This window comes from Micromonospora sp. NPDC049274, assembly GCF_040678875.1.
Lineage (GTDB): Bacteria > Actinomycetota > Actinomycetes > Mycobacteriales > Micromonosporaceae > Micromonospora.
This window is the reverse complement of sequence record NZ_JBFAQS010000012.1, coordinates 1-17,561: the sequence shown is the minus strand read 5'-3', so window position 1 is coordinate 17,561 and position 17,561 is coordinate 1. Positions and strand designations below refer to the sequence as shown.

At 66.6% G+C, this 17,561-nt stretch carries 15 protein-coding genes and 2 pseudogenes; 8 read left to right on the top strand and 9 right to left on the bottom strand.

Going from position 1 to position 17,561, the window contains the following annotated elements; all coding sequences use genetic code 11:
- Nucleotides 1–7 precede the first annotated feature (7 nt).
- The 8 genes from AB0K10_RS22090 to AB0K10_RS22055 all read right to left on the bottom strand — a co-directional run bounded on the left by AB0K10_RS22090 (nucleotide 8) and on the right by AB0K10_RS22055 (nucleotide 6,438).
- Entirely contained in the window at nucleotides 8–208 is a 201-nt protein-coding gene (locus AB0K10_RS22090) for a hypothetical protein (protein WP_363686219.1), read from the bottom strand.
- 34 nt (nucleotides 209–242) lie between these two features.
- The gene (locus AB0K10_RS22085; protein ID WP_363686217.1) at nucleotides 243–1,097 is read right to left on the bottom strand and encodes a type II secretion system F family protein; all 855 of its coding nucleotides are present in this window, start codon (nucleotides 1,095–1,097) and stop codon (nucleotides 243–245) included.
- Nucleotides 1,094–1,999 carry a type II secretion system F family protein gene (locus tag AB0K10_RS22080; RefSeq protein WP_363686215.1) on the bottom strand — a complete coding sequence of 302 codons (906 nt, stop codon included), beginning with the start codon at nucleotides 1,997–1,999 and terminating at the stop codon, nucleotides 1,094–1,096. The genes AB0K10_RS22085 and AB0K10_RS22080 overlap by 4 nt, the downstream gene beginning before the upstream one ends.
- Nucleotides 1,996–3,525, bottom strand: coding sequence for an ATPase, T2SS/T4P/T4SS family (locus AB0K10_RS22075; RefSeq protein WP_363686213.1), 1,530 nt, complete (start codon nucleotides 3,523–3,525; stop codon nucleotides 1,996–1,998). Before AB0K10_RS22075 ends, AB0K10_RS22080 begins: the two co-directional genes overlap by 4 nt.
- Nucleotides 3,518–4,324: a ParA family protein gene (locus AB0K10_RS22070; RefSeq protein WP_363686211.1), complete on the bottom strand. Its 807-nt coding sequence runs from the start codon at nucleotides 4,322–4,324 to the stop codon at nucleotides 3,518–3,520. The genes AB0K10_RS22075 and AB0K10_RS22070 overlap by 8 nt, the downstream gene beginning before the upstream one ends.
- Nucleotide 4,325: 1 nt before the next feature.
- Complete coding sequence (locus tag AB0K10_RS22065) at nucleotides 4,326–4,892, bottom strand: SAF domain-containing protein (protein WP_363686209.1); 567 nt, start codon at nucleotides 4,890–4,892, stop codon at nucleotides 4,326–4,328.
- A gap of 110 nt (nucleotides 4,893–5,002) precedes the next feature.
- Complete coding sequence (locus tag AB0K10_RS22060; protein WP_363686208.1) at nucleotides 5,003–5,893, bottom strand: hypothetical protein; 891 nt, start codon at nucleotides 5,891–5,893, stop codon at nucleotides 5,003–5,005.
- Nucleotides 5,887–6,438 (bottom strand): hypothetical protein, encoded by a 552-nt coding sequence (locus tag AB0K10_RS22055; RefSeq protein WP_363686206.1) that lies wholly within the window; start codon nucleotides 6,436–6,438, stop codon nucleotides 5,887–5,889. The genes AB0K10_RS22060 and AB0K10_RS22055 overlap by 7 nt, the downstream gene beginning before the upstream one ends.
- Nucleotides 6,439–6,891: 453 nt before the next feature.
- On the opposite strand from AB0K10_RS22055, the gene AB0K10_RS22050 reads away from it, so the two are divergent.
- The 7 genes and pseudogenes from AB0K10_RS22050 to AB0K10_RS22020 all read left to right on the top strand — a co-directional run bounded on the left by AB0K10_RS22050 (nucleotide 6,892) and on the right by AB0K10_RS22020 (nucleotide 15,666).
- Entirely contained in the window at nucleotides 6,892–7,413 is a 522-nt protein-coding gene (locus tag AB0K10_RS22050) for a hypothetical protein (RefSeq protein WP_363686204.1), read from the top strand.
- A gap of 50 nt (nucleotides 7,414–7,463) precedes the next feature.
- Nucleotides 7,464–7,988, top strand: coding sequence for a hypothetical protein (locus AB0K10_RS22045; RefSeq protein ID WP_363686202.1), 525 nt, complete (start codon nucleotides 7,464–7,466; stop codon nucleotides 7,986–7,988).
- 8 nt (nucleotides 7,989–7,996) lie between these two features.
- Entirely contained in the window at nucleotides 7,997–9,235 is a 1,239-nt protein-coding gene (locus AB0K10_RS22040) for an MAB_1171c family putative transporter (RefSeq protein ID WP_363686200.1), read from the top strand.
- A 24-nt stretch (nucleotides 9,236–9,259) separates the two neighbouring features.
- A pseudogene (locus AB0K10_RS22035) lies at nucleotides 9,260–9,852 on the top strand (hypothetical protein).
- A gap of 388 nt (nucleotides 9,853–10,240) precedes the next feature.
- Nucleotides 10,241–10,447, top strand: a pseudogene (locus AB0K10_RS22030) (transposase); the annotation flags it as partial.
- 14 nt (nucleotides 10,448–10,461) lie between these two features.
- Nucleotides 10,462–10,866: a transposase gene (locus tag AB0K10_RS22025; protein ID WP_363686198.1), complete on the top strand. Its 405-nt coding sequence runs from the start codon at nucleotides 10,462–10,464 to the stop codon at nucleotides 10,864–10,866.
- A gap of 462 nt (nucleotides 10,867–11,328) precedes the next feature.
- The gene (locus AB0K10_RS22020) at nucleotides 11,329–15,666 is read left to right on the top strand and encodes a LamG-like jellyroll fold domain-containing protein (RefSeq protein WP_363686196.1); all 4,338 of its coding nucleotides are present in this window, start codon (nucleotides 11,329–11,331) and stop codon (nucleotides 15,664–15,666) included.
- Nucleotides 15,667–15,818: 152 nt separating this feature from the next.
- Here the strand turns inward: AB0K10_RS22020 and AB0K10_RS22015 are convergent, their stop codons facing one another.
- A complete protein-coding gene (locus AB0K10_RS22015; RefSeq protein WP_363686194.1) occupies nucleotides 15,819–16,826 on the bottom strand; it encodes an IS256 family transposase in 1,008 nt (335 codons plus the stop codon).
- 350 nt (nucleotides 16,827–17,176) lie between these two features.
- On the opposite strand from AB0K10_RS22015, the gene AB0K10_RS22010 reads away from it, so the two are divergent.
- Nucleotides 17,177–17,419 carry a hypothetical protein gene (locus AB0K10_RS22010; protein WP_363686192.1) on the top strand — a complete coding sequence of 81 codons (243 nt, stop codon included), beginning with the start codon at nucleotides 17,177–17,179 and terminating at the stop codon, nucleotides 17,417–17,419.
- The last annotated feature ends 142 nt before the right edge of the window (nucleotides 17,420–17,561 follow it).

Sequence of the window (17,561 nt, the reverse complement as noted above, 5' to 3'; positions counted from 1 at the left end):
GCCTGAATCACGGCTGGGTCGGGATGAGAGCGACCCAACCGTTGGCGACGGCGACGATCGCGCCGGCGACGACCACGGCGCCGGCCACGAGGATCGCGGTGATGACGGCGGTGCCGACTGGGCTATCGCCGCGGTCGGTCCGGGCGGGATCGGTCAAGTCCTGCCAGCGAGTCGCCAGGAAGGCGGTGACGCCGTGGATGGTGAGCATGGCGGGTTCCTTTCCGTGAGGGGTGGTGCCGGGATCAGTGAACGAACAGGCGGGCCATGAAGGGGTAGCCGATGAGGACGAGGAGTACGAGAATCAGCGCGGCGGCGGGGATGTCGAGCTTGTTGGTACGCAGTTCGGCCTGGGCGAGAGCCTCGGTGCGGATCCGGTCGCGCATCGAGTCGGCTCGCGCGCGGAGCGTCTGGTGGACGTTGGCGCCCTCGCTGCCGGCAGTTCGCATGATGTCCGCCAGGTCACCCAGCTCGACCACGTCGATATCGCGGGCGAGGACCTTCAGTTCGTCCCACGGTGGTCGCAGTTGCAGCTGGGCGCTGAGCAGAGCTTCACGGATGCGGACGAAGACCCAGCCGTGGCAGACGCTGGCCGCCCGGTCCAGCGACTCCACGGGACCGTGGCCACCAAGGACCTGATGTGCGGCGAGGTCGAGGTAGGTACACATGGCCCGGGTGAATTCCGCTCGTGCGACAGCGGCCTTGGAGACCACTTCGCGGTGGGCCAGCACCGCGCCGGCCAGGGCGGCGGCGATGGTCGCGCCCACGGGGATGAACACTGGGATTGGCAGAGACAGCACCGCGGCGACCGTGATCAGTGCGGGCAGGATGAGGCAGAACAGCGCCGACAGCCCGAGGGTGAGGAAGTACTGATCGGTGGTGCGGTCCAAAAGCCGCAGGTCCGCGTACGGCACCGTGAACCGACGTCGGAGCCAACTGATGCCGGCTGGCGTGTTGCTCGCGGTGCTCAACGGATGAAGTCGTCGAAGCGCGGGGCCCAGGGCTGGCGGCGCCGGAATCAGCTGTACGACGAGCAAGAACACCCCGAGCCCGGCCATCGCGCCGGCGATGACCATGGCGGTGAGGTAGCTGTTGTTCATGCTGCCGCCGCCCAGGTCTGCACCTCGACCGGTGGTAGGAGTCGTTCCCGCTTGGGCGGCAGGCTGAGCTTGCGCACCGAGGTCATAAGCACGATGTACAGGCCGGCGAGGAACAACAGCACGAGCTGCCCAAGGACGCTGCCGTACGGCTGCAGATAGTGCGGATTGATCACGCCGTAGGCCAACAGCAGGATGGTCATGCCGGTCAGGAACCGAACCGCGAAGCGTGGACCCTCGCGTTTCGCGTCCACCGTCGAGCGCATCTCGATCTCGGCGGCGATAGACCGGCTGATCCCGGTCAGCACCTCATGCAGGCCCTCGCCACGATCGGTGACATGCAGCATGAGCGGGGCGATGACCTGGTCAGCGGTGTAGTCATTGAGGTCGTCGGCCATCTGCTGCAGCGCGGCGGTCGGGTCGGCGCTGCCCTGCAGACGCGCCGCCAGGTCGCGGACCTCTTGCTCGATGAGCTGCGGCGCCGTTGCGGCGGTGGCGACGACAGCCTGCTGCAGGCCGATACCGCGGGCGACGATGTCGGCCAGCCGGCGGGTCCAGGCTTCCACTGCCTCGAGCCGGGCGATTGCCAGCTTCTCCGCGCGACCGGCGGCGAACAGCCACGGGATGCCGGGAAGAGCGATACCGATGATCACCCCGGCGGCAGGCCAACCAGTCAGCAGCCAGGTGAGGGCACCGGCACCGATCGCCGTACCCATCTTGACCTGATGGGTACGTTGCTCGCGACGCGTGCGTCCGGGCCCGGCCCACCAACGCCGGGCACGCTGATGCAGTACCGACGGCGGCTTGGGCGGACGGGTGGTCCCTACGACACCGAGAACACCGACGACCGCACCCGCGACGGCCAGCATGCCCGCCAGCACCGCGGAGAGGTCGAGCAGACTCATGGCCGCCTCTGCCCGGTGTCGAGACCAGCCATCCACGCGCCGTGGTTGTGCTCTCCCTGGCTGATGTAGGCGGTCAGTTGCCGCGGGTCGTAGCCGACACGCAGCAAAGGTTCGAGCAGCCGCTCCGGCAGGTGGCGGGGTACGCCTCTTCCATCCGATCCCGGTCCGAAGACCTGGGTGGTGACGAGCTGGTCACCGTTCATCCCGCCGACCTCGAGCACTTCTGAGATGTACCGGTGCTTGCGACCGCCGAGCTTGGTTTCGTCCTCGACGTTCACGTACACGATGAGGTCGATCGCGCCTCCGGCCATCCGCCGTGCCAGTTCGGCGGTCATCTCGGGCCCGTGCTGCAGTGCCAACTCGATGACGCGGTCCATCACGGCGCGCGGGTGGCGGGCGTGGATGGTGCAGAGCGACCCCTTGCTGGTGGCCATGGCCTGCAGCATCGGCACGATCTCCCGGGATCGCACCTCACCGACAATGATCCGCTGCACGGACATCCGGAGGGTCAACGGGATCATGTCCATGATCGTGACCTCGCCGGCGGGCCGACCATCGGCACCGCGGCTTCCGTGGCCTTCCCGGGACTCGAGGCTCATCGCCCATCGGTGCCGCCCGGTGGTATGCAAACCGAGCTCGCGGGACTCCTCGAGGGTGACGAACTGTTCCCGGTCCGGGATTTCGCGGGCTAGACCGCGTAGCAGGGTGGTTTTGCCGGCATCGGCCAGCCCGGCAACCATGATGTTGAGACCGGCGGCCATGGCCGCCTTGAGGAACTGGCAGATCAGGTCATCCATGGCGCCGTATCGGTCGCGGAGGTCTTCGAGGCTGACGTCCATCAGGGTGTGCCGGCGGATCGCCGCGTACGGACGCACCGACACCTGCATGAGTACGGTGAGGCGGCTTCCGTCGGGCAGTTGCATGTCCAGCCACGGCTTGGTCGACGACAGCGAGCGCTCGGTCGCGCCGGCGCGCATCGCGAGGACCTGGAACATGTCGATGAGTTCTTTGTCGGTGTCGGCCACCGGCTCACCGACGGTAATCCGACCGTCGGTGTGCTCGATCCGCACGTTGTCACAGCCCAGGATGTGGACGTTGACGATGTCCGAACGATCGAGCAACTGCTGTAGGCGGCCGAGGCCGAACATGTCAGCCGCGACGGCGTCGAGAAGGGCGCCTTCCTCCGCCTGCGAGATCGGCTGCCCAGCCTGATGCAGAGCGTCGACGTGATCACGCACCAGTCGCGCCGCGATGCGCTCCGCTTCGGCGTGCCGGTGGGCGGTGGAGACGTTAGGCGTCTCCCGCAGTGCCGCAGTCAGTTCCGTGCTGACCCGAGCGCGCAGCAGTCGTACTGCCGCATAGTCGATGCTCACCGGTGCGGGCGGTCCCACGGCTGTGGCGGGCCGATCAGGCTTTGGTCCGAAGGTCGCGGCGGTGCCGTTCGATGGCCAGCGGTGGCCATTCGTGGCGATGCGGTCGGCCGCTGCCGGCCAGCTCGGGTCGCTGGGTGAGCGCTCATCAGGCACGGCTGCTCCCGCTCGATGTCGTCGGTTCCAGGTGGGCTCGCCGCCGTGTGATCGCGTCGCGTACCGCCGGCTCTGTGCTGGCAGCGGCCCGGAGCAAGCGCTCGCTGCCTCGCAGTCGACCACCGCCGTCGCTCAACATCTCGGCGGTGCGCCGGTCGTCGGGGAGTTCAAGCACGGCGGGTAGCTGCAGCCGCTGTTCGATGTCCCGCCGACCGTAGGGACCATCGCCAATCAGCGCCAAAGCGAGCCCTCCGGGCCCCTGGCCGTACTGGGTCAGTTCCCGCCGAAGCATTTCTGCCGCGCCTGCAGCTGGTGCGATAGTCCGCAGGGTCGTCACGCGGACCACGAGTAGCAACAGGTCGGCACGGAAAAGCAGTGGCCACGGCGGCGCGCTGGTGGCGAGTCGCCCGCAGTCGGCGATGACGTCATAGCCGGAATCACGGTGCTCCAGCTGGCCGAAGAACTTGGTCAGCGACTCCCAGGTCGGTCGGAGGGTGCCTGCTTGGACCGTGTCGTTGATACCCGGCAGGACGAAACGCTGACCCGGATTCTTGGCGTCGAGGTCGACGAGCTGGTGGTCGAAGGTCTCGGCGAGCTGGTCGCGGAGGGCCGCCGCAGCAAGGGGCAGGAGGCCGATGGGTGGAATCTCAAGTCTGGACAGGTAACCGCTCAGGATGCTGCCGCCGGACGGGTCGCACTCGGCCAACACCGTGCGCCCCTGCCAGGACAGGGCGCACGCCAACGCGGTGGTGGTGACGCCGGGCGAGCCCTTAGCCGAAACCATCGCGACGATGGCCACGTCAGCTCCCCGTGGTCAATGCGACGGCGATGCGGCCGGCGGCCGCACGGGAAGCGATGAGGGGCCCATCTCGATCGGCGACGGCGACGTTGAGGAGCGTGGTGCCCTCCTTGGCTCCGGCTCGTACGTCCACCACGGTGGCCTTGATGCTGATCGGCGGGGTTGTCGTCTGCTGCTGGTTCGGGACCGGACCTTCGTCGCTGGTGACGACGAGCAGCACGTGGGCGCCGGGCTTGACCCTTTCGGCGGGTACGCGTTCCTGCGGCAGGCTGAGTCCCACCAGCTGTTCACCCTGACCGGGCACGGCGGTGTCGGTGAGGTGTGCCCTGGTCAGCAAGGTGCCGGGCACCAGCCCAACCGCCGCGAACTTGCCGATGACCTCGTCGGCAGCGCCGGCCCTGATCGGTTTGAGCGCCGGGTCGACGGTGATGCGTACCGTGCTGAGGTCTGAGCGATCGATGGGGGAGCCAGCCTCGACCGTGCCGCTTACTGCGAGGTACTCGGCAGTCGTGCCGACCTTGCGCAGTACCGCGGCGGCGATCAGCCCGCCCGCAGCGACCAGCGCCACCGCCAGCCAGACGAGTGCCGGACGCCAGCGGCGTTGTGGTGCGACGCGGGGAATGGCGTACGGGGCAGCCACCGGGGAGGCAGCGCGGGAAGACTTGCTTGGTGCGCTGATCATGAGGTGATCACCTGCAGTTCGTCGATGTCGATCGTGGCGGTGGAGGAGAGCTCGACGGTTTGGGAACCGGTGTTCCCACCGCCGCCACTCCAGGTGACCAGCCATGAGGTGGTGGCCGTGACGGTGTACCGGCCTCCGGGCCGAGTGCTGCTCGGCTGGGAGTAGCCGTCGTAACCGCAATCCGGCGACTTCTTGTTGCCGTACGCGGGCCGGTACGGGGTGCCCGGCTTGGTACAGGTGACGGAATTGCCGTCGCCCATGCTCCAGAAGAGCTTCTGTGCCCGAGCGGTAGCGGTGACCGATCGACCCGGAACTGCTGCTGTCCGCGTAATGGATCCCCAGGTGCTGGGACTGACCCTGTTCCAGAGCCAGATCGGCAGGCCGACCAGGCCGGCGCCGTTGGTCTGTGGAGCGATTCCGATGCTCGGACCGTCGAGGTTCATCTCGGCGATGGCTCGTTGAGCGAGCTCCTGGTACGACGGCAGGATTCCAGCGGGTGGATCCGCCGACCAGGTCGCCGGCGACTGCGAAGCGACACCTCCGTAGACGCCGCACGTACGGATGCTCCAGTAGCCGTCGGTCCGGCCGCCCGGTGGTGGCGGGACTCGCCTGACGTAGCAGGACCCATCCCAGGCCCCCAGGCCGTCGACAACGCATGGCACGGTCTGCCCTTCGTAGCTGCAGCCCTGACCGGCGCCGCCTCCACTGTTGTCGCCCCCGCCGCCGTTTCCGCTGCCTCCGGTGCCGGGCTTCTCGACGATCCAGTAGCAGTTGCCCAACGCGTCGCAGTGCTCGTAGTCCGCGTACGCCGCCGCCGGCGCGAGGAGACCGCCGGCGCCGACCGCCAGGATCAAGGCCGCAAGAACGCGCGTCCTTCGAGTCAGCATGGCCTCTCCCGTTGGGCGTTGACCTCACGAACCCGCCACTGACCGTCGTCGAACAACTCGGCCTTGGCGATCACCACGTACCTCGTTGCTTGTCTCGTGGTTCGCACCGACTTGCCGGTCTTCTTGGAGACCACGTCCCACGTGCTGGTGTCGAAGCAGTCCTCGACCTCGGCGGTGAAGGGACGTCGACTGGTGTCGACCTTGCTCACCGCCGGAGCGGAGGCCGGCTGCCCTTTGGTCACGAGCCCCTGCTGAAACTTGATCAGCAGGTCTTGGCGCACCGTCAGCAACGCAGGGTTGGCCACGAACTTGTCGAGCTTTGCGTTGTAGTCGCCCTTGTTTGAGGCGGCTACGTAGGCGCGGACATAGTTCTGGTACGCCGCCAGCGCGGCCATCCCGGCTTCGGCATCCTCGCCGTGCACTCCTGAGGATGTTGGCGCCGAGGGTTGCGTCAGCGTGGGGCTGGGTTCGACGGCAGCCTCGTCATCCCCGCAGCCGGCCAATCCGAGGATGATGGCCGCCGTGAGCGCGATGCAGCGACTCACTCTTATCACTCGGACAGTGCTAGCCATTGTGATCAAGGTGATGTCCCCTCTGGCTAACGTGGCGATCGCAGCCATGCGCCACTGTCGCTGTGCCAGTGACTGAACGCGGTTTCCTGCCGGAACGAGCCCAGTGTCACCTCCGAGCCGCAGCGGCCGACAGAGCCGTCACCTGCGCCAACGACGCAGCGCACCAGCCGATGCCCCACGAGGAGTCCCCCTGTTGTGCTCGCTCCGAAGCTGGTTCCTTCCACTGATTGCTCCCCCGGTTCGGGTGGCCGGACCTCAATCCCGGTCGTCGCGCAACAGGTGTTGAGCGGAACGCTATTCGGCTCAACACGCGTTGCTCCAAACAGGAGCGAGGATACGCTCACGTTCCGTGTGCGTGTCAACACCTGTTTCGCAGGCACATCTACATGCGACACTGTTGTTTAGGTCGTTGGAGGGTGAAGAAGCATGGTTGATGATCGGCACGCAGAGCAGGAACTGCCGCCGCTCGACACGCTGGCAGCAAGGCTGGAGCATCTCTTCGACAAGATCCGCCCCACCCCCGACGAGCTCAGTGACTCCGACGAGCCAGGGCGCAAATACACCAACAAAGAGATCGCCGACAAGATCAACGAAGCGGCAACCGATACGGGTGTGACGATCAGCGCCGCCTACATCGGAGAGTTGCGTCGCGGTGTGGCCAGCGATCCCCGGACCTCACACGTACGCGCCCTGGCCGCGGCCTTCGGGGTCAACTCGGGCTACTTCGTCGACGACGCAGCAGCACGCCGGATCCAGGATCAGATAACGCTGCTCAGCGAGCTGCGTCGGATGGACGTCAAGCAGGTGGCACTGCGCCAGGTGCTCGCCGACAACGGCCTCTCCGCGACGGACACGCAGCTCATCGAGCAGATGGTGGCCCGGCTGCGGGCCGTGGCCGAGGGTGCTGGCACTCGTACGACCAGTGCCGCGTCTGACGATCGCAGATAGCCGTGCAAATCCTTCGGTGGCAGTACACCGACGAGCGGGGGAACGCTGACGTGAAGTTGCACCGATTACGCAAGCGCTGTGAGCAGATCGTCGCCCAGCTCGAGGTGCCGGAGCCGTTCGACATCCAGAGGCTGTGTGAGATTCTCGGCGAACGGCGTGGCCGGCCCATCCACCTGGTGCCGATCAAGCTGCCGGCGCACACCGTGTGCGGCATGTGCGTACCGACCGGCGACTTTGATGCGATCTTCTTCGAACAGGACACCTCGCCGCTGCACCAACAGCTGATCATTGGTCACGAATTGGGTCACCTGCTGGCCGGGCATCAGGCGACCGAGGTGTTGGACGCCGACGCCTCCCGGCTCTTGTTGCCGGACCTCGACCCGGAGCTGGTCCAGCGCAGCCTCGGCCGCAGCAACTACGCCGCCGCCGAGGAACGCGAGGCCGAGATGATCGGCTCGCTCCTCCTTCAGCGGCTACGTGGAGGTCGTACCGACGCGGACGACGAACCGCTGGGCGGTCAGGACGTCGAGTTGTATGGCCGGCTGCGACACTCGCTCGAACATCCTCACTGGTAGCAGCGACGATGGACACCGCCCTCTACACCTTCTGCGCGATCGCAGGCTGGACCGCGCTTGGATACGTGGTGCGACTCCAACGCCAGCATCCCAGCCACGCCCGCCGGGCCATCTGCCTCGGTCTCGGAGCGTTCGCTGCCGGGATCACCGTCGCCATCCCGCCCATCGCGACCGCGATCGACCAGGTGACCGGTCTGCCCAACCTGGCTAAGGTCATGGCCCACGCCGGCGCCTTGACCATCTATGCAAACGCCGAAATCATGCTTCTCCACTTCGCACTACCCACGGCAGCGGCTGCCGCCCGCGCCCGCAGGTGGATCTGGGTCACCGCCGGTGCATTTGTCATCATGGTCGGCCTGTTCGCCTACACCCTCACCTACGACGACCCCGTGCGCTTGACCGTCGAGTACGCCACCGACCCCGTCGTGACCGCCTACCTGCTGATCTTCCTGCTGCTCGGCCTCTTCGCCTACTGCATCGACATCGCCCGGCTGTGTTGGAGCTACGCGAAGATCTGCGGCCGACCCTGGCTCCGCCGCGGCCTTCGCATCACCGCAGTCGGCGCGGCCTTCGCCCTGCTCTACAGCACCAACAAGATCGGCTATCTCGTCGCCTACTGGGCCGGCTACCAACCCGCCGGGGAGCGACAGATCGCAGCGGTCTTAGTGACCATCGCGGCTCTACTGATCACCATCGGCCTCACCATGCCGGCATGGGGCCCCACCCTCAAGATCAGCCGACGATGGGAGGACTACCACTCCTATCGACGCCTCGAACCACTCTGGAGGGACCTCGTTGCGGCCTTTCCCGAACTCGAACTCGACCCCACCCTGCGCCGACCGCTGACGGCCGCTCGCGGCACCGACTACGCGCTGACACGCCGGGTGGCCGAGATCCGCGACGGCCGCCTAGCGCTACGCCCGTATATGGACGTCAGCGTGACGGCATTAGCCGAGAGGTTCGCCGAGCAGGCCGGGCTGACTGCCGAGGAGCGGCAGTCCGTCGCCGAGGCCGCCCATCTGGCCTGCGCTCTGCGGCGACATGACGCCGGTCTGCCAGCCACGGACCCACAACCTGCGAATGAACTGCATCGCCCAGACGGCGGCTACGCCGGCGAGGTGGCATGGCTGACGCTCATCACTGACGCCTACGTCCACTCGCCGATGGTGGCGCAGACGCTCGCCGCAAGCAGAGAGCTCACTACCGACGCCTCTTCGGATCCCACGGCTGGAGACGCCCGTCGTTGAGGCCGTTGCGACAACCTCACGCGGATCCGCACACTGGACCCGCAGCGCGACTACCTGGACATCTACCAGACCATGCTGCGCCACGAGTTCCCGTGGGACATGAAGCTCGGGCTCAACCTCGCCTTCAACCGATCCTTCTCCATCCCCGCCATCGCCGCCGTGCACACCGCCACCGGCGAGCTGACCGACCGCACGCAGAAGCGCATCGACGACACCGGCCTGCTGATGTACGAGATGGTGCTCAACGGCTTCGACAAACCCCGTGGCCGCGACGCGCTGCGCCGCGTCAACCAGATCCACCGCCCTCACGACATCGACAACGACGACGCGGCGGCCATCGAACGGGCCACCCGCATGCTGATGCTCACCCGGCTCCCCCGGCCGCTCTCGCCCTTGGGAAACGCGCTGGTCAGCGCCATGTACGACGCGCCGCTGCGACGCGCGACGCGGGTCGACATATCACCGTGGCCAGTCCGGGCCGGCTTACACGCGACGTTGAAGATGCGTTCACGTTTGCAGCGGTGGTTTAAGCGCCACGGACGACGGCGTTGATCGCGGACTGGATTAAGGCCAAGAGTTACCCCGACGGGTACGACATCAGCCAGCTCGGACCGTGACAACACCACGGCCATGAGTAGAGCCGGAGTCCGCGCAGCGCGAGATCCAGATCAACGCCATCTGCCCCGGCACGTTCGAGACGCCCATGGTGACCACCATGATCGCCAGCGGTGAACTCGACACCGCCGCAGCGCTGGCCAACCACCCACTGGCCGGTTCGGCCGAGCCGATGAGATCGAAGTGAATCAGACACGATCGCGGGGCGCGAATGCTCTGATTCCGGTCAGGGCCCACTCGACCGAGATGCGCCCTTTCCCGGTCAGGTTTGGCGCCTCGCGCCGTCGAGGCCCGAGACGCAAATCGCCCGCTACAGGCGCGAAGGCGAAGCAAGCGTCCAGTTGGTGTGTGTTTTGAGACGGTTCGAGTGGACTGTGCGGCGGCGTGACGATGGCCGCCGGAGCCGGCAGGAGTGTCCGGGTGTCGTCGCCTCGCCGTGGTTACCCGTCGAACCTGACCGATGCCCAGTGGGCGTTGACCGAAGGGTTGTTGCCGGAGCCCAACACGGACGGGCGGCGGGAGAAGAGTCCTCGTCGGGAGATCGTCAACGCGATCTTGCACTTGGTCCGCTCGGGGTGTCCGTGGCGGTATCTGCCGGCGGACCTGCCGCCGTGGCAGACGGTGTACTGGTACTTCGTGCGCCGGGAAGGCGCCGGCGGGACCGGGAACCTGCTGGCCACGCTGCGGGGCAAGGCTCGGGTGCAGGACGGGCGGAATCCGGAGCCGTCGGCGGGATCATCGACTCGCAGTCGGGGAAGGGCGTCGACACCGTTGGACAGCAGACGCGTGGCTACGACGCGGGTGAGAAGGTCAACGGCAGGAAGCGGTTCATCATTACCGATACCGCCGGGCTGTTGGTCAGCGTCGCGGTGATGGTCGCGTCGTGGCAGGACCGCGACGGCGCGAAGACCGCCCTGGTCGGCGCTTATCTGGCCGGCGTGAGCAGGAACTGGTGCAAGCCAGACCGGACGACCGGGGCGCGCAGCATAGGGGCCAGTGTCCAGCCCACCACATAGCCGTCCTGGTTGCCGTGGCTGTTCATGATCATGATCGAGGCGATCGGAGCGGTTCAAGGACGCGATCGCGATCGGTGCCAGGGGCCAGGGGCCAGGGGCCAGGGGCCAGGGGCCAGGGTGACGAGACCTGACAGGCCCACCGGCGCAAACGGACAAGTGATTCAAGCCAAGGCACACCGCAAGGCAGTTGCGCACCCGCGTGACGCGCGGACAAAGTGACTCACTCGTGGCCCAGAGAGGTCACGAGAACATAACGATAGATCGTTTCTAATTGCCTAAACCTGTCGCAGCGAGTGCGAAAGGGGCAGCTCTTGGTAAGGCGAGGCGTTTCCTCGGCAGGATGTCACTGGTTCACTGTCCCCGCCATCGGACGCGCACCGGCGTGTCCCCTGACACGGGGAGTTCCTCGTCATGACCCGAATACGACCTTCACAACGCACGAGGCTCCTCGCGTGTTCGACTGTGTTCAGCACACTGCTGGCCATAGCCGCCGTGTCGCCGGGCACCGCCGCTGTCGCCGAAGCAGACGGCTACGCCGGTGGACCACGACCCACGCCGGGGTCCTCCACATCGCTCAGCGTCGACGAGGCGCTGGCTGAGGCCCGGCGCAGCGGACAGCCCGTCGAAGCGACAGCGGCAGGCACCGCTACATCGGTCGTCACCGCCGACCCCAACGGCCAGGTCCGCTTGACGCAACACGCCACCCCGACACGGACCAGGGTTGCCGGCAGATGGGCGAACTTGGATCCGACTCTCGTCGAGCGTGCCGACGGCAGCATCGCCCCAGCCGTGACGACCAGCCAGATCCGCATCTCACCTGGCGGACAGGCGCCGCTGGCCGAGATGGCCTCGGGCGACCGGACCCTCACCGTGCAGGCGCCAATGCCGCTGCCCACACCGACCCTGTCGGGTCCCACTGCCACCTATGCCAACGTCCTACCGGACGTCGACCTTACTGTCACCGTCAACGCCAGCGGCGGGTTCTCCCACGTCTTCGTGGTCCGCACACCGCAGGCCGCAGCCAACCCGCAACTGGCCACCCTGACCCTCGGTACCGGGGCCACCGGATTCACGCTAAGCAGCGACGCCGCCGGCAACATCAGCGGCCGCGACCGCTCGGGTGCCGCGGTGGTGACGGCGCCCGCACCGATCATGTGGGACTCGAGCGCCTCATCGGCCGCCGGCCCCGCCGCCCGCGGCGACGGGATGTCTGGGTCCGCCGCTCCTGGGCAGGGCCACCGTACGGCACCCGTCGCCGTACGGGTCCGCCCCGGCAAGCTCGACCTTTCACCGGACCAGAAGCTGCTCAAGGGCCCTGAGACGACCTATCCGGTCTTCATCGACCCCACCTTTAACTGGACGCCGACCGGCTCAAGCCGAGGCGGCTGGGCGAGCATCTCCTACCAGCACCAGTCCAGCAATTACTGGATGGACACTCCCGATCCGATCGGCCGGATGCAGGTCGGCAACTCAGGGTCGCAGCGGTCTAACACATTGATTAACTTCGGCATCCCGGTCAGCACCCTGAAGGGCGCCGAAATCAACTCCGCAATCTTCAAGATTACCAACACGCGGTCTTACAGTTGCACGCCTGAGCGGGTAGATGTTTACGCACCTGGAACGGTATTAGCCGCGAGCAACGCCACCTGGGATTACTGGGAAGGGCAGAGCAGCGGCACCCTCGCGGCGTACCAAAGCTTCGCGCACGGATACAGCGGATGCGCCGCCGACGGCGTCGCCTTCGACATCTCGGCCCAGATCAGAAACGACGTCGCGAACGAGAAGTCAACCCGCACGCTTTGGGTGAAGGCCAACGGCGAGGCCAGCGACCCCGAGAGCTGGAAAGAGTTCCTCGAGACCAGCCCCACCCTCGAAATCCAGTACAACCACAAGCCGAACAAGCCCGCCGGACTGACAACATCCCCACGCACTACCTGCGGCGGCGGGTCTACCGTCGGCGACGCGTCAGTGTCGCTCTACGCCCCGGTCTCCGACCGCAACGGCGGGGTCCTCGGCGTGGCGTTTCGGCTCACCCGCAAGAGCGATGGGGCGGTCGTCGCCACGTCCGACCCGACCAAGCTGACGTACTCCTCCGGCACCACAGGGGTACTCGTGGTGTCGCAGAGCCTGCTGCGCCAGTTCGCCGGCTATACCGGGGCCGGCACCGGCGCGGTAACCGCGTTCACCTGGAGGGTGCAGGCGACCGACTTCCGCACGCCCAGCGACTGGTCGGACACCTGCACCTTCAACTTCGACCCGACCCGACCCGGCCACCCCAACGTCGCGGCCCCCACCCAGTCGGTCATCGGCCAACAGACGACCTTCACCATCAGTGCGGCCCCTGGTACCACCCCCAGCGCGTACCTTTACCAACTCAACGCGGGCGCTCCGGTACAGGTCACCGCAGCCTCAAGCGGCGACACCACCATTTCCATCCTGCCGACCCGCTACACCAACACCCTGTCCGTCACCGGCGTATCTCCGGGTGGCAACATCGGGGACTCCGACAGCGTTACCTTTAACTCCGACCCCGCCGCCACAGCCATCGACGGCGACATGACCGGCGACGACATCCCCGATCTCCTCGTCGCCGGCAACACCAACGGGCTGCCACCCGGATTGTGGCTCACCCCCGGCGGCTCGGACGGTCCACCCGCACCCGCCACCAACGTCGGCGCCAGGGGCAACGGCCTGAGCACCGCCGGGTCCTCCAACGACTTCAACGGGGCCCAAGTACTCATCGGCCACTTCGCCGGCTTCGGTCTGCAGGACGTCTTGGCCTACTACCCGACGGGCACGGTCGCCGGCGGGGGCAGCATCCTGCGAGCTAACGGAGACGGATCAGCCATCCAACCCTCCGGCAACCAGTTCACCATCCCCCGCGAGGCGCTGGCCGACTACGCCGACAACTCGCCACTGCAGGTCGCCAACGCCGGCGACTCCCGGCACGCCGAGTCGCCCTATCCCGACCTCATCGGGACCAGCGGCAACGACACCATCGGCTACTACCTGACCTACTACCCATCCACCGGCCCCGCCGCGTTCCAGCAGGTCACACACACGACCGCGACAACACCTACCGGTGGCACCGACTGGAACAACTGGACCATCACCACCGCTCAGACCATCACCGGCACCGCAATGTTCCTCTGGAACCGCGGCACCGGCGCTCTACATCTTTGGACCAACCTCAGCGTTGACATCGACAACGCCCAGATCAGCTACACGCCCCACACCATCGTTGCCGCCGGCTGGAATAAGGGCGCCACTGTCAGCCTTCACGCGGCCAACTTCAACGGCGACAGCACACCAGATCTTTGGACCGTCGGCCCAGGCGGCGCGAGCAAGGCGTGGTGGATTACCATTCCCACCTCCGGCGCGGCGACCATCACCGCAGACCCCGACCGAACGATCGTCACCCCGAACCACGCCTGGCACCTTGCAGACGCCATAGAGGGACAGGCAAGCACCACCCCCGCTACAGATGCCGTCAGCACCCTGACCGCAGCCGGCAGCGGCACTGCCGCCTGGAACTCCGGAGACCTGTTCGACCCGGACATCACCCTGAGCGGCACCAACAGCGCTCTCACGACGAGCGGCCCAGCTGTCACCACCAACGCCGACTTCTCCCTGTCCACCTGGGTGAAGCCCAACGCGACGGGTGGCACCGTGCTATCCCAGGACGGCGTCAACACCGCGGGGTTCAAACTCTGGGCAGAAGCCAGCGACCGCTCTTGGCGCTTTGCGATGCCCCGCAGTGACATCGCCAGCCCCACCTGGGACACGATCAGCAGCGGCGCCGGAACCCTCCGCCTCGGCGTGTGGACCCAACTCACCGTCACCTTCAAACCGGCCGCCGGCAACCTCACCAACATGTACCTCTACATCAACGGCCGCAACGTCGCCTCGGCATCCCACACCACGACCTGGAACGCCAGCGGCAACTTCCGCTTCGGCAGCGCCCGCACCGGACCCAGCACTATCGGAAGCTACTTCAACGGACAACTTTCCCTAACCCAAACCTGGCGCAGCGTCATCATCAACCCCACCGCCGCTGCCCACGACCTCACCGGCGACGGCAAGCCAGACATTCTCACCGCCGACTCCTCCGGCGGCCTCTTCCTCCGCCCCAACACCGGAGGCACCGGCACGTCCACCTTCGGCGCCCCCGTCAAGGTGGGCTCCGGCTGGGACAGCTGGCGCTGGGACATCCACGACTGGACACAAGACGGGCTAGCAGACGTCATCGGCGTAGACGCCGACGGACTGCTCTGGGTCTACCCCAACGTCAACGGCTCCCCCAGCAGCACCCGCCGCAGTCAAGTCGGCGAAGGATGGACCTCTTACAGTCACGCAGCGGGCAACGCTGACAACGACCCTCACACCGACCACTTCGGCATCAGAAACCCCAGCGGCAACCTGTACTACTACCCGAATGGCTGCTGCAAAGTCGAAGTAGGCCGAGCCGGATGGTCGAACGCCCGGATCTACCCTGCCGACTTTGACCGCGACGGCCTTGACGACCTCATCTCCATCGACACAGCCGGCGACATGTGGTTCTACCCGAACACCGGACAAGCCGGACTGGCAATGCTCGGCGAGCGGAAGCTGATCGGATCGGGATGGACCCCCTACCGATTGACCATCGCCGACATCAACACCGACGGTTTACCCGACGCGGTCGCGGTGGACACCAGCGGCATCGCCTGGATCTACCCCGGCAGGAACACCATCAACTGGGGACCCCGCTACCAGGTCGCCAGCGGCTGGAGCACCACCACGGTCCGCGCGATCGGCTGACCACCTTGTGAATGTTGGGACCCGGAAGCCGCTGTGCTTCCGGGTCCTAACATTTCCCACGATGCATTAGCACAACCTCATGTGGGCCTGTCTCGCTAAAGGTGGGGAGTGTGTCGATTTCCGTGTTTGGGCCTGTGGTGTGATCGAGGTTGTTAGATGGCGATCCGATCGCCGTAGGCGAGGATCAGGGCGTTGAGGGCCTTGGCCCAACCGTAGACCCGGCCGGTGATGCTCCCGCCGCCTCGGCGTTTCTGCTGCACGACGAGGTAGAGGACCTTCATCGCGGCCTGCTCGGTCGGGAAGTGCCCGCGCCGGCGGGCGGCCTGCCGGAACCGTGCGTTGAGGCTCTCGATGATATTGGTGGTGTAGAGGACTTTGCGGACCTCGTGGTCGTAGTCGAGGAACGGCACGAACTGCGGCCAGGAGGTGCGCCAGAGACGGATCACGGCGGGGTATTGGTCGCCGAACTCGGTGGCGAACGCCTCGAACCGAGCCTCGGCAGCCGCGACGGTGGGGGCGGTATAGATCTCCCGCAACGCCGGGGTGATCTTCTGCCAGTCCTTACGATTCGTGTAACGCAGGCTGGCCAGCACGAGGTGCACGACGCACTGCTGGTGCACCGCCTGCGGCCATACCTGCTCGATGGCGTCAGTCATGCCTTTCAGGCCGTCGGAGCAGACCATGAACACGTCCTCGACACCGCGGTTGCGCAGTTCGGTGAGGTAGCCGGCCCACTGCTTGGCGCCTTCCCCGCCGGTCCCGGCCCACATACCGAGCACGTCGCGTTCCCCGTCGAGGCTTATGCCGACCACGACGTAGACGGGCCGGTTCGCGACCTGTCCCTGGCGGATCTTCATCACCAGGGCGTCGATGAACACCACCGGATAGATCCTGTCGAGGGGCCGTTGCCGCCAGGCTTCCATCTCGTCGACGACGCTGTCGGTGACCCGGCTGATCAACTCCCGGGACACGTCGGCGTCATACACGTCCGCCAGATGCGCGGAGATCTCCCCGGTCGTCAGGCCTTTGGCATACAGCGACAGGATCGCCTCGTTGAACCCGTCCAACCGGCGGACGTGCTTCGGCACGATCCGCGGCGCGAACGAACCCGCCCGATCCCGAGGAACCTGAATCCGCACCGGCCCAACCTCGGTCTGCACCGTCTTCGCCCCGTGCCCGTTGCGAATGTTGGTCCGCCGGCCGGTCGCCTCGTCGACGCCGACCTCGTCGAGGTGCGATCCAGCTCCGCATCAAGCGCTGATTCAAGGACCGTGCGGGTGATCCCCGCGAGGAGCCCTCCCGGCCCGACCAACGAAACTCCGTCGGCTTTGGCCCGCTCGACCAACTGCTGCGCGAACTCCACCTCAGCCGCCGTCGGCTCCGGAAGCTGAACAGCGTTCTTCTTGTCTGCCATGACGTGGTCCTTCCCGGACAGGATCTACGTCCTGTCCAACGGACCACACCCAGGTCAAACACGGAAATCTACGCAGTCCCGGACCTCAATCGGCGCGTGGCCAAGTTCCTGCTGAAACAGAACGAGATCGCCGGCCGCGTCGTGGACGCCATGATGGCCAAAGACGTCCACGGCATGAACGTCGCCGCTCAGGAACTCGCCGACCTCAACACGGCACACCAAGACCTCGCCGAGGACATCGCGAAGTACAAGGCCAACACCGGCATCGACCCAGCCGACGCCGCACCAGCAGCACCCGAGCCGGCGAAGCCGCGCCGCGCCCGCAAGCCGACCAAGTAGCCGCAGAAGCCCCAGCGCCAGCGAAGCCCGCAGCGGCCGATTGGCTAAGAGCGCGTTTTAGATTTGGGTTGGTCGGGTGTGTCGCACAGCGGGTCCGATCGATGAGGGTGACTCCGTCGGTAGACAGGCATGGATCGAGTGC

Excerpts from the sequence above, each read along its gene's own strand:
- AB0K10_RS22040 (WP_363686200.1), top strand. The coding sequence starts at position 7,997 with ATGGACACCGCCCTCTACACCTTCTGCGCGATCGCAGGCTGGACCGCG.
- AB0K10_RS22060 (WP_363686208.1), bottom strand. The coding sequence starts at position 5,893 with ATGCTGACTCGAAGGACGCGCGTTCTTGCGGCCTTGATCCTGGCGGTC.
- AB0K10_RS22050 (WP_363686204.1), top strand. The coding sequence starts at position 6,892 with ATGGTTGATGATCGGCACGCAGAGCAGGAACTGCCGCCGCTCGACACG.
- AB0K10_RS22080 (WP_363686215.1), bottom strand. The coding sequence starts at position 1,999 with ATGAGTCTGCTCGACCTCTCCGCGGTGCTGGCGGGCATGCTGGCCGTC.
- AB0K10_RS22085 (WP_363686217.1), bottom strand. The coding sequence starts at position 1,097 with ATGAACAACAGCTACCTCACCGCCATGGTCATCGCCGGCGCGATGGCC.
- AB0K10_RS22090 (WP_363686219.1), bottom strand. The coding sequence starts at position 208 with ATGCTCACCATCCACGGCGTCACCGCCTTCCTGGCGACTCGCTGGCAG.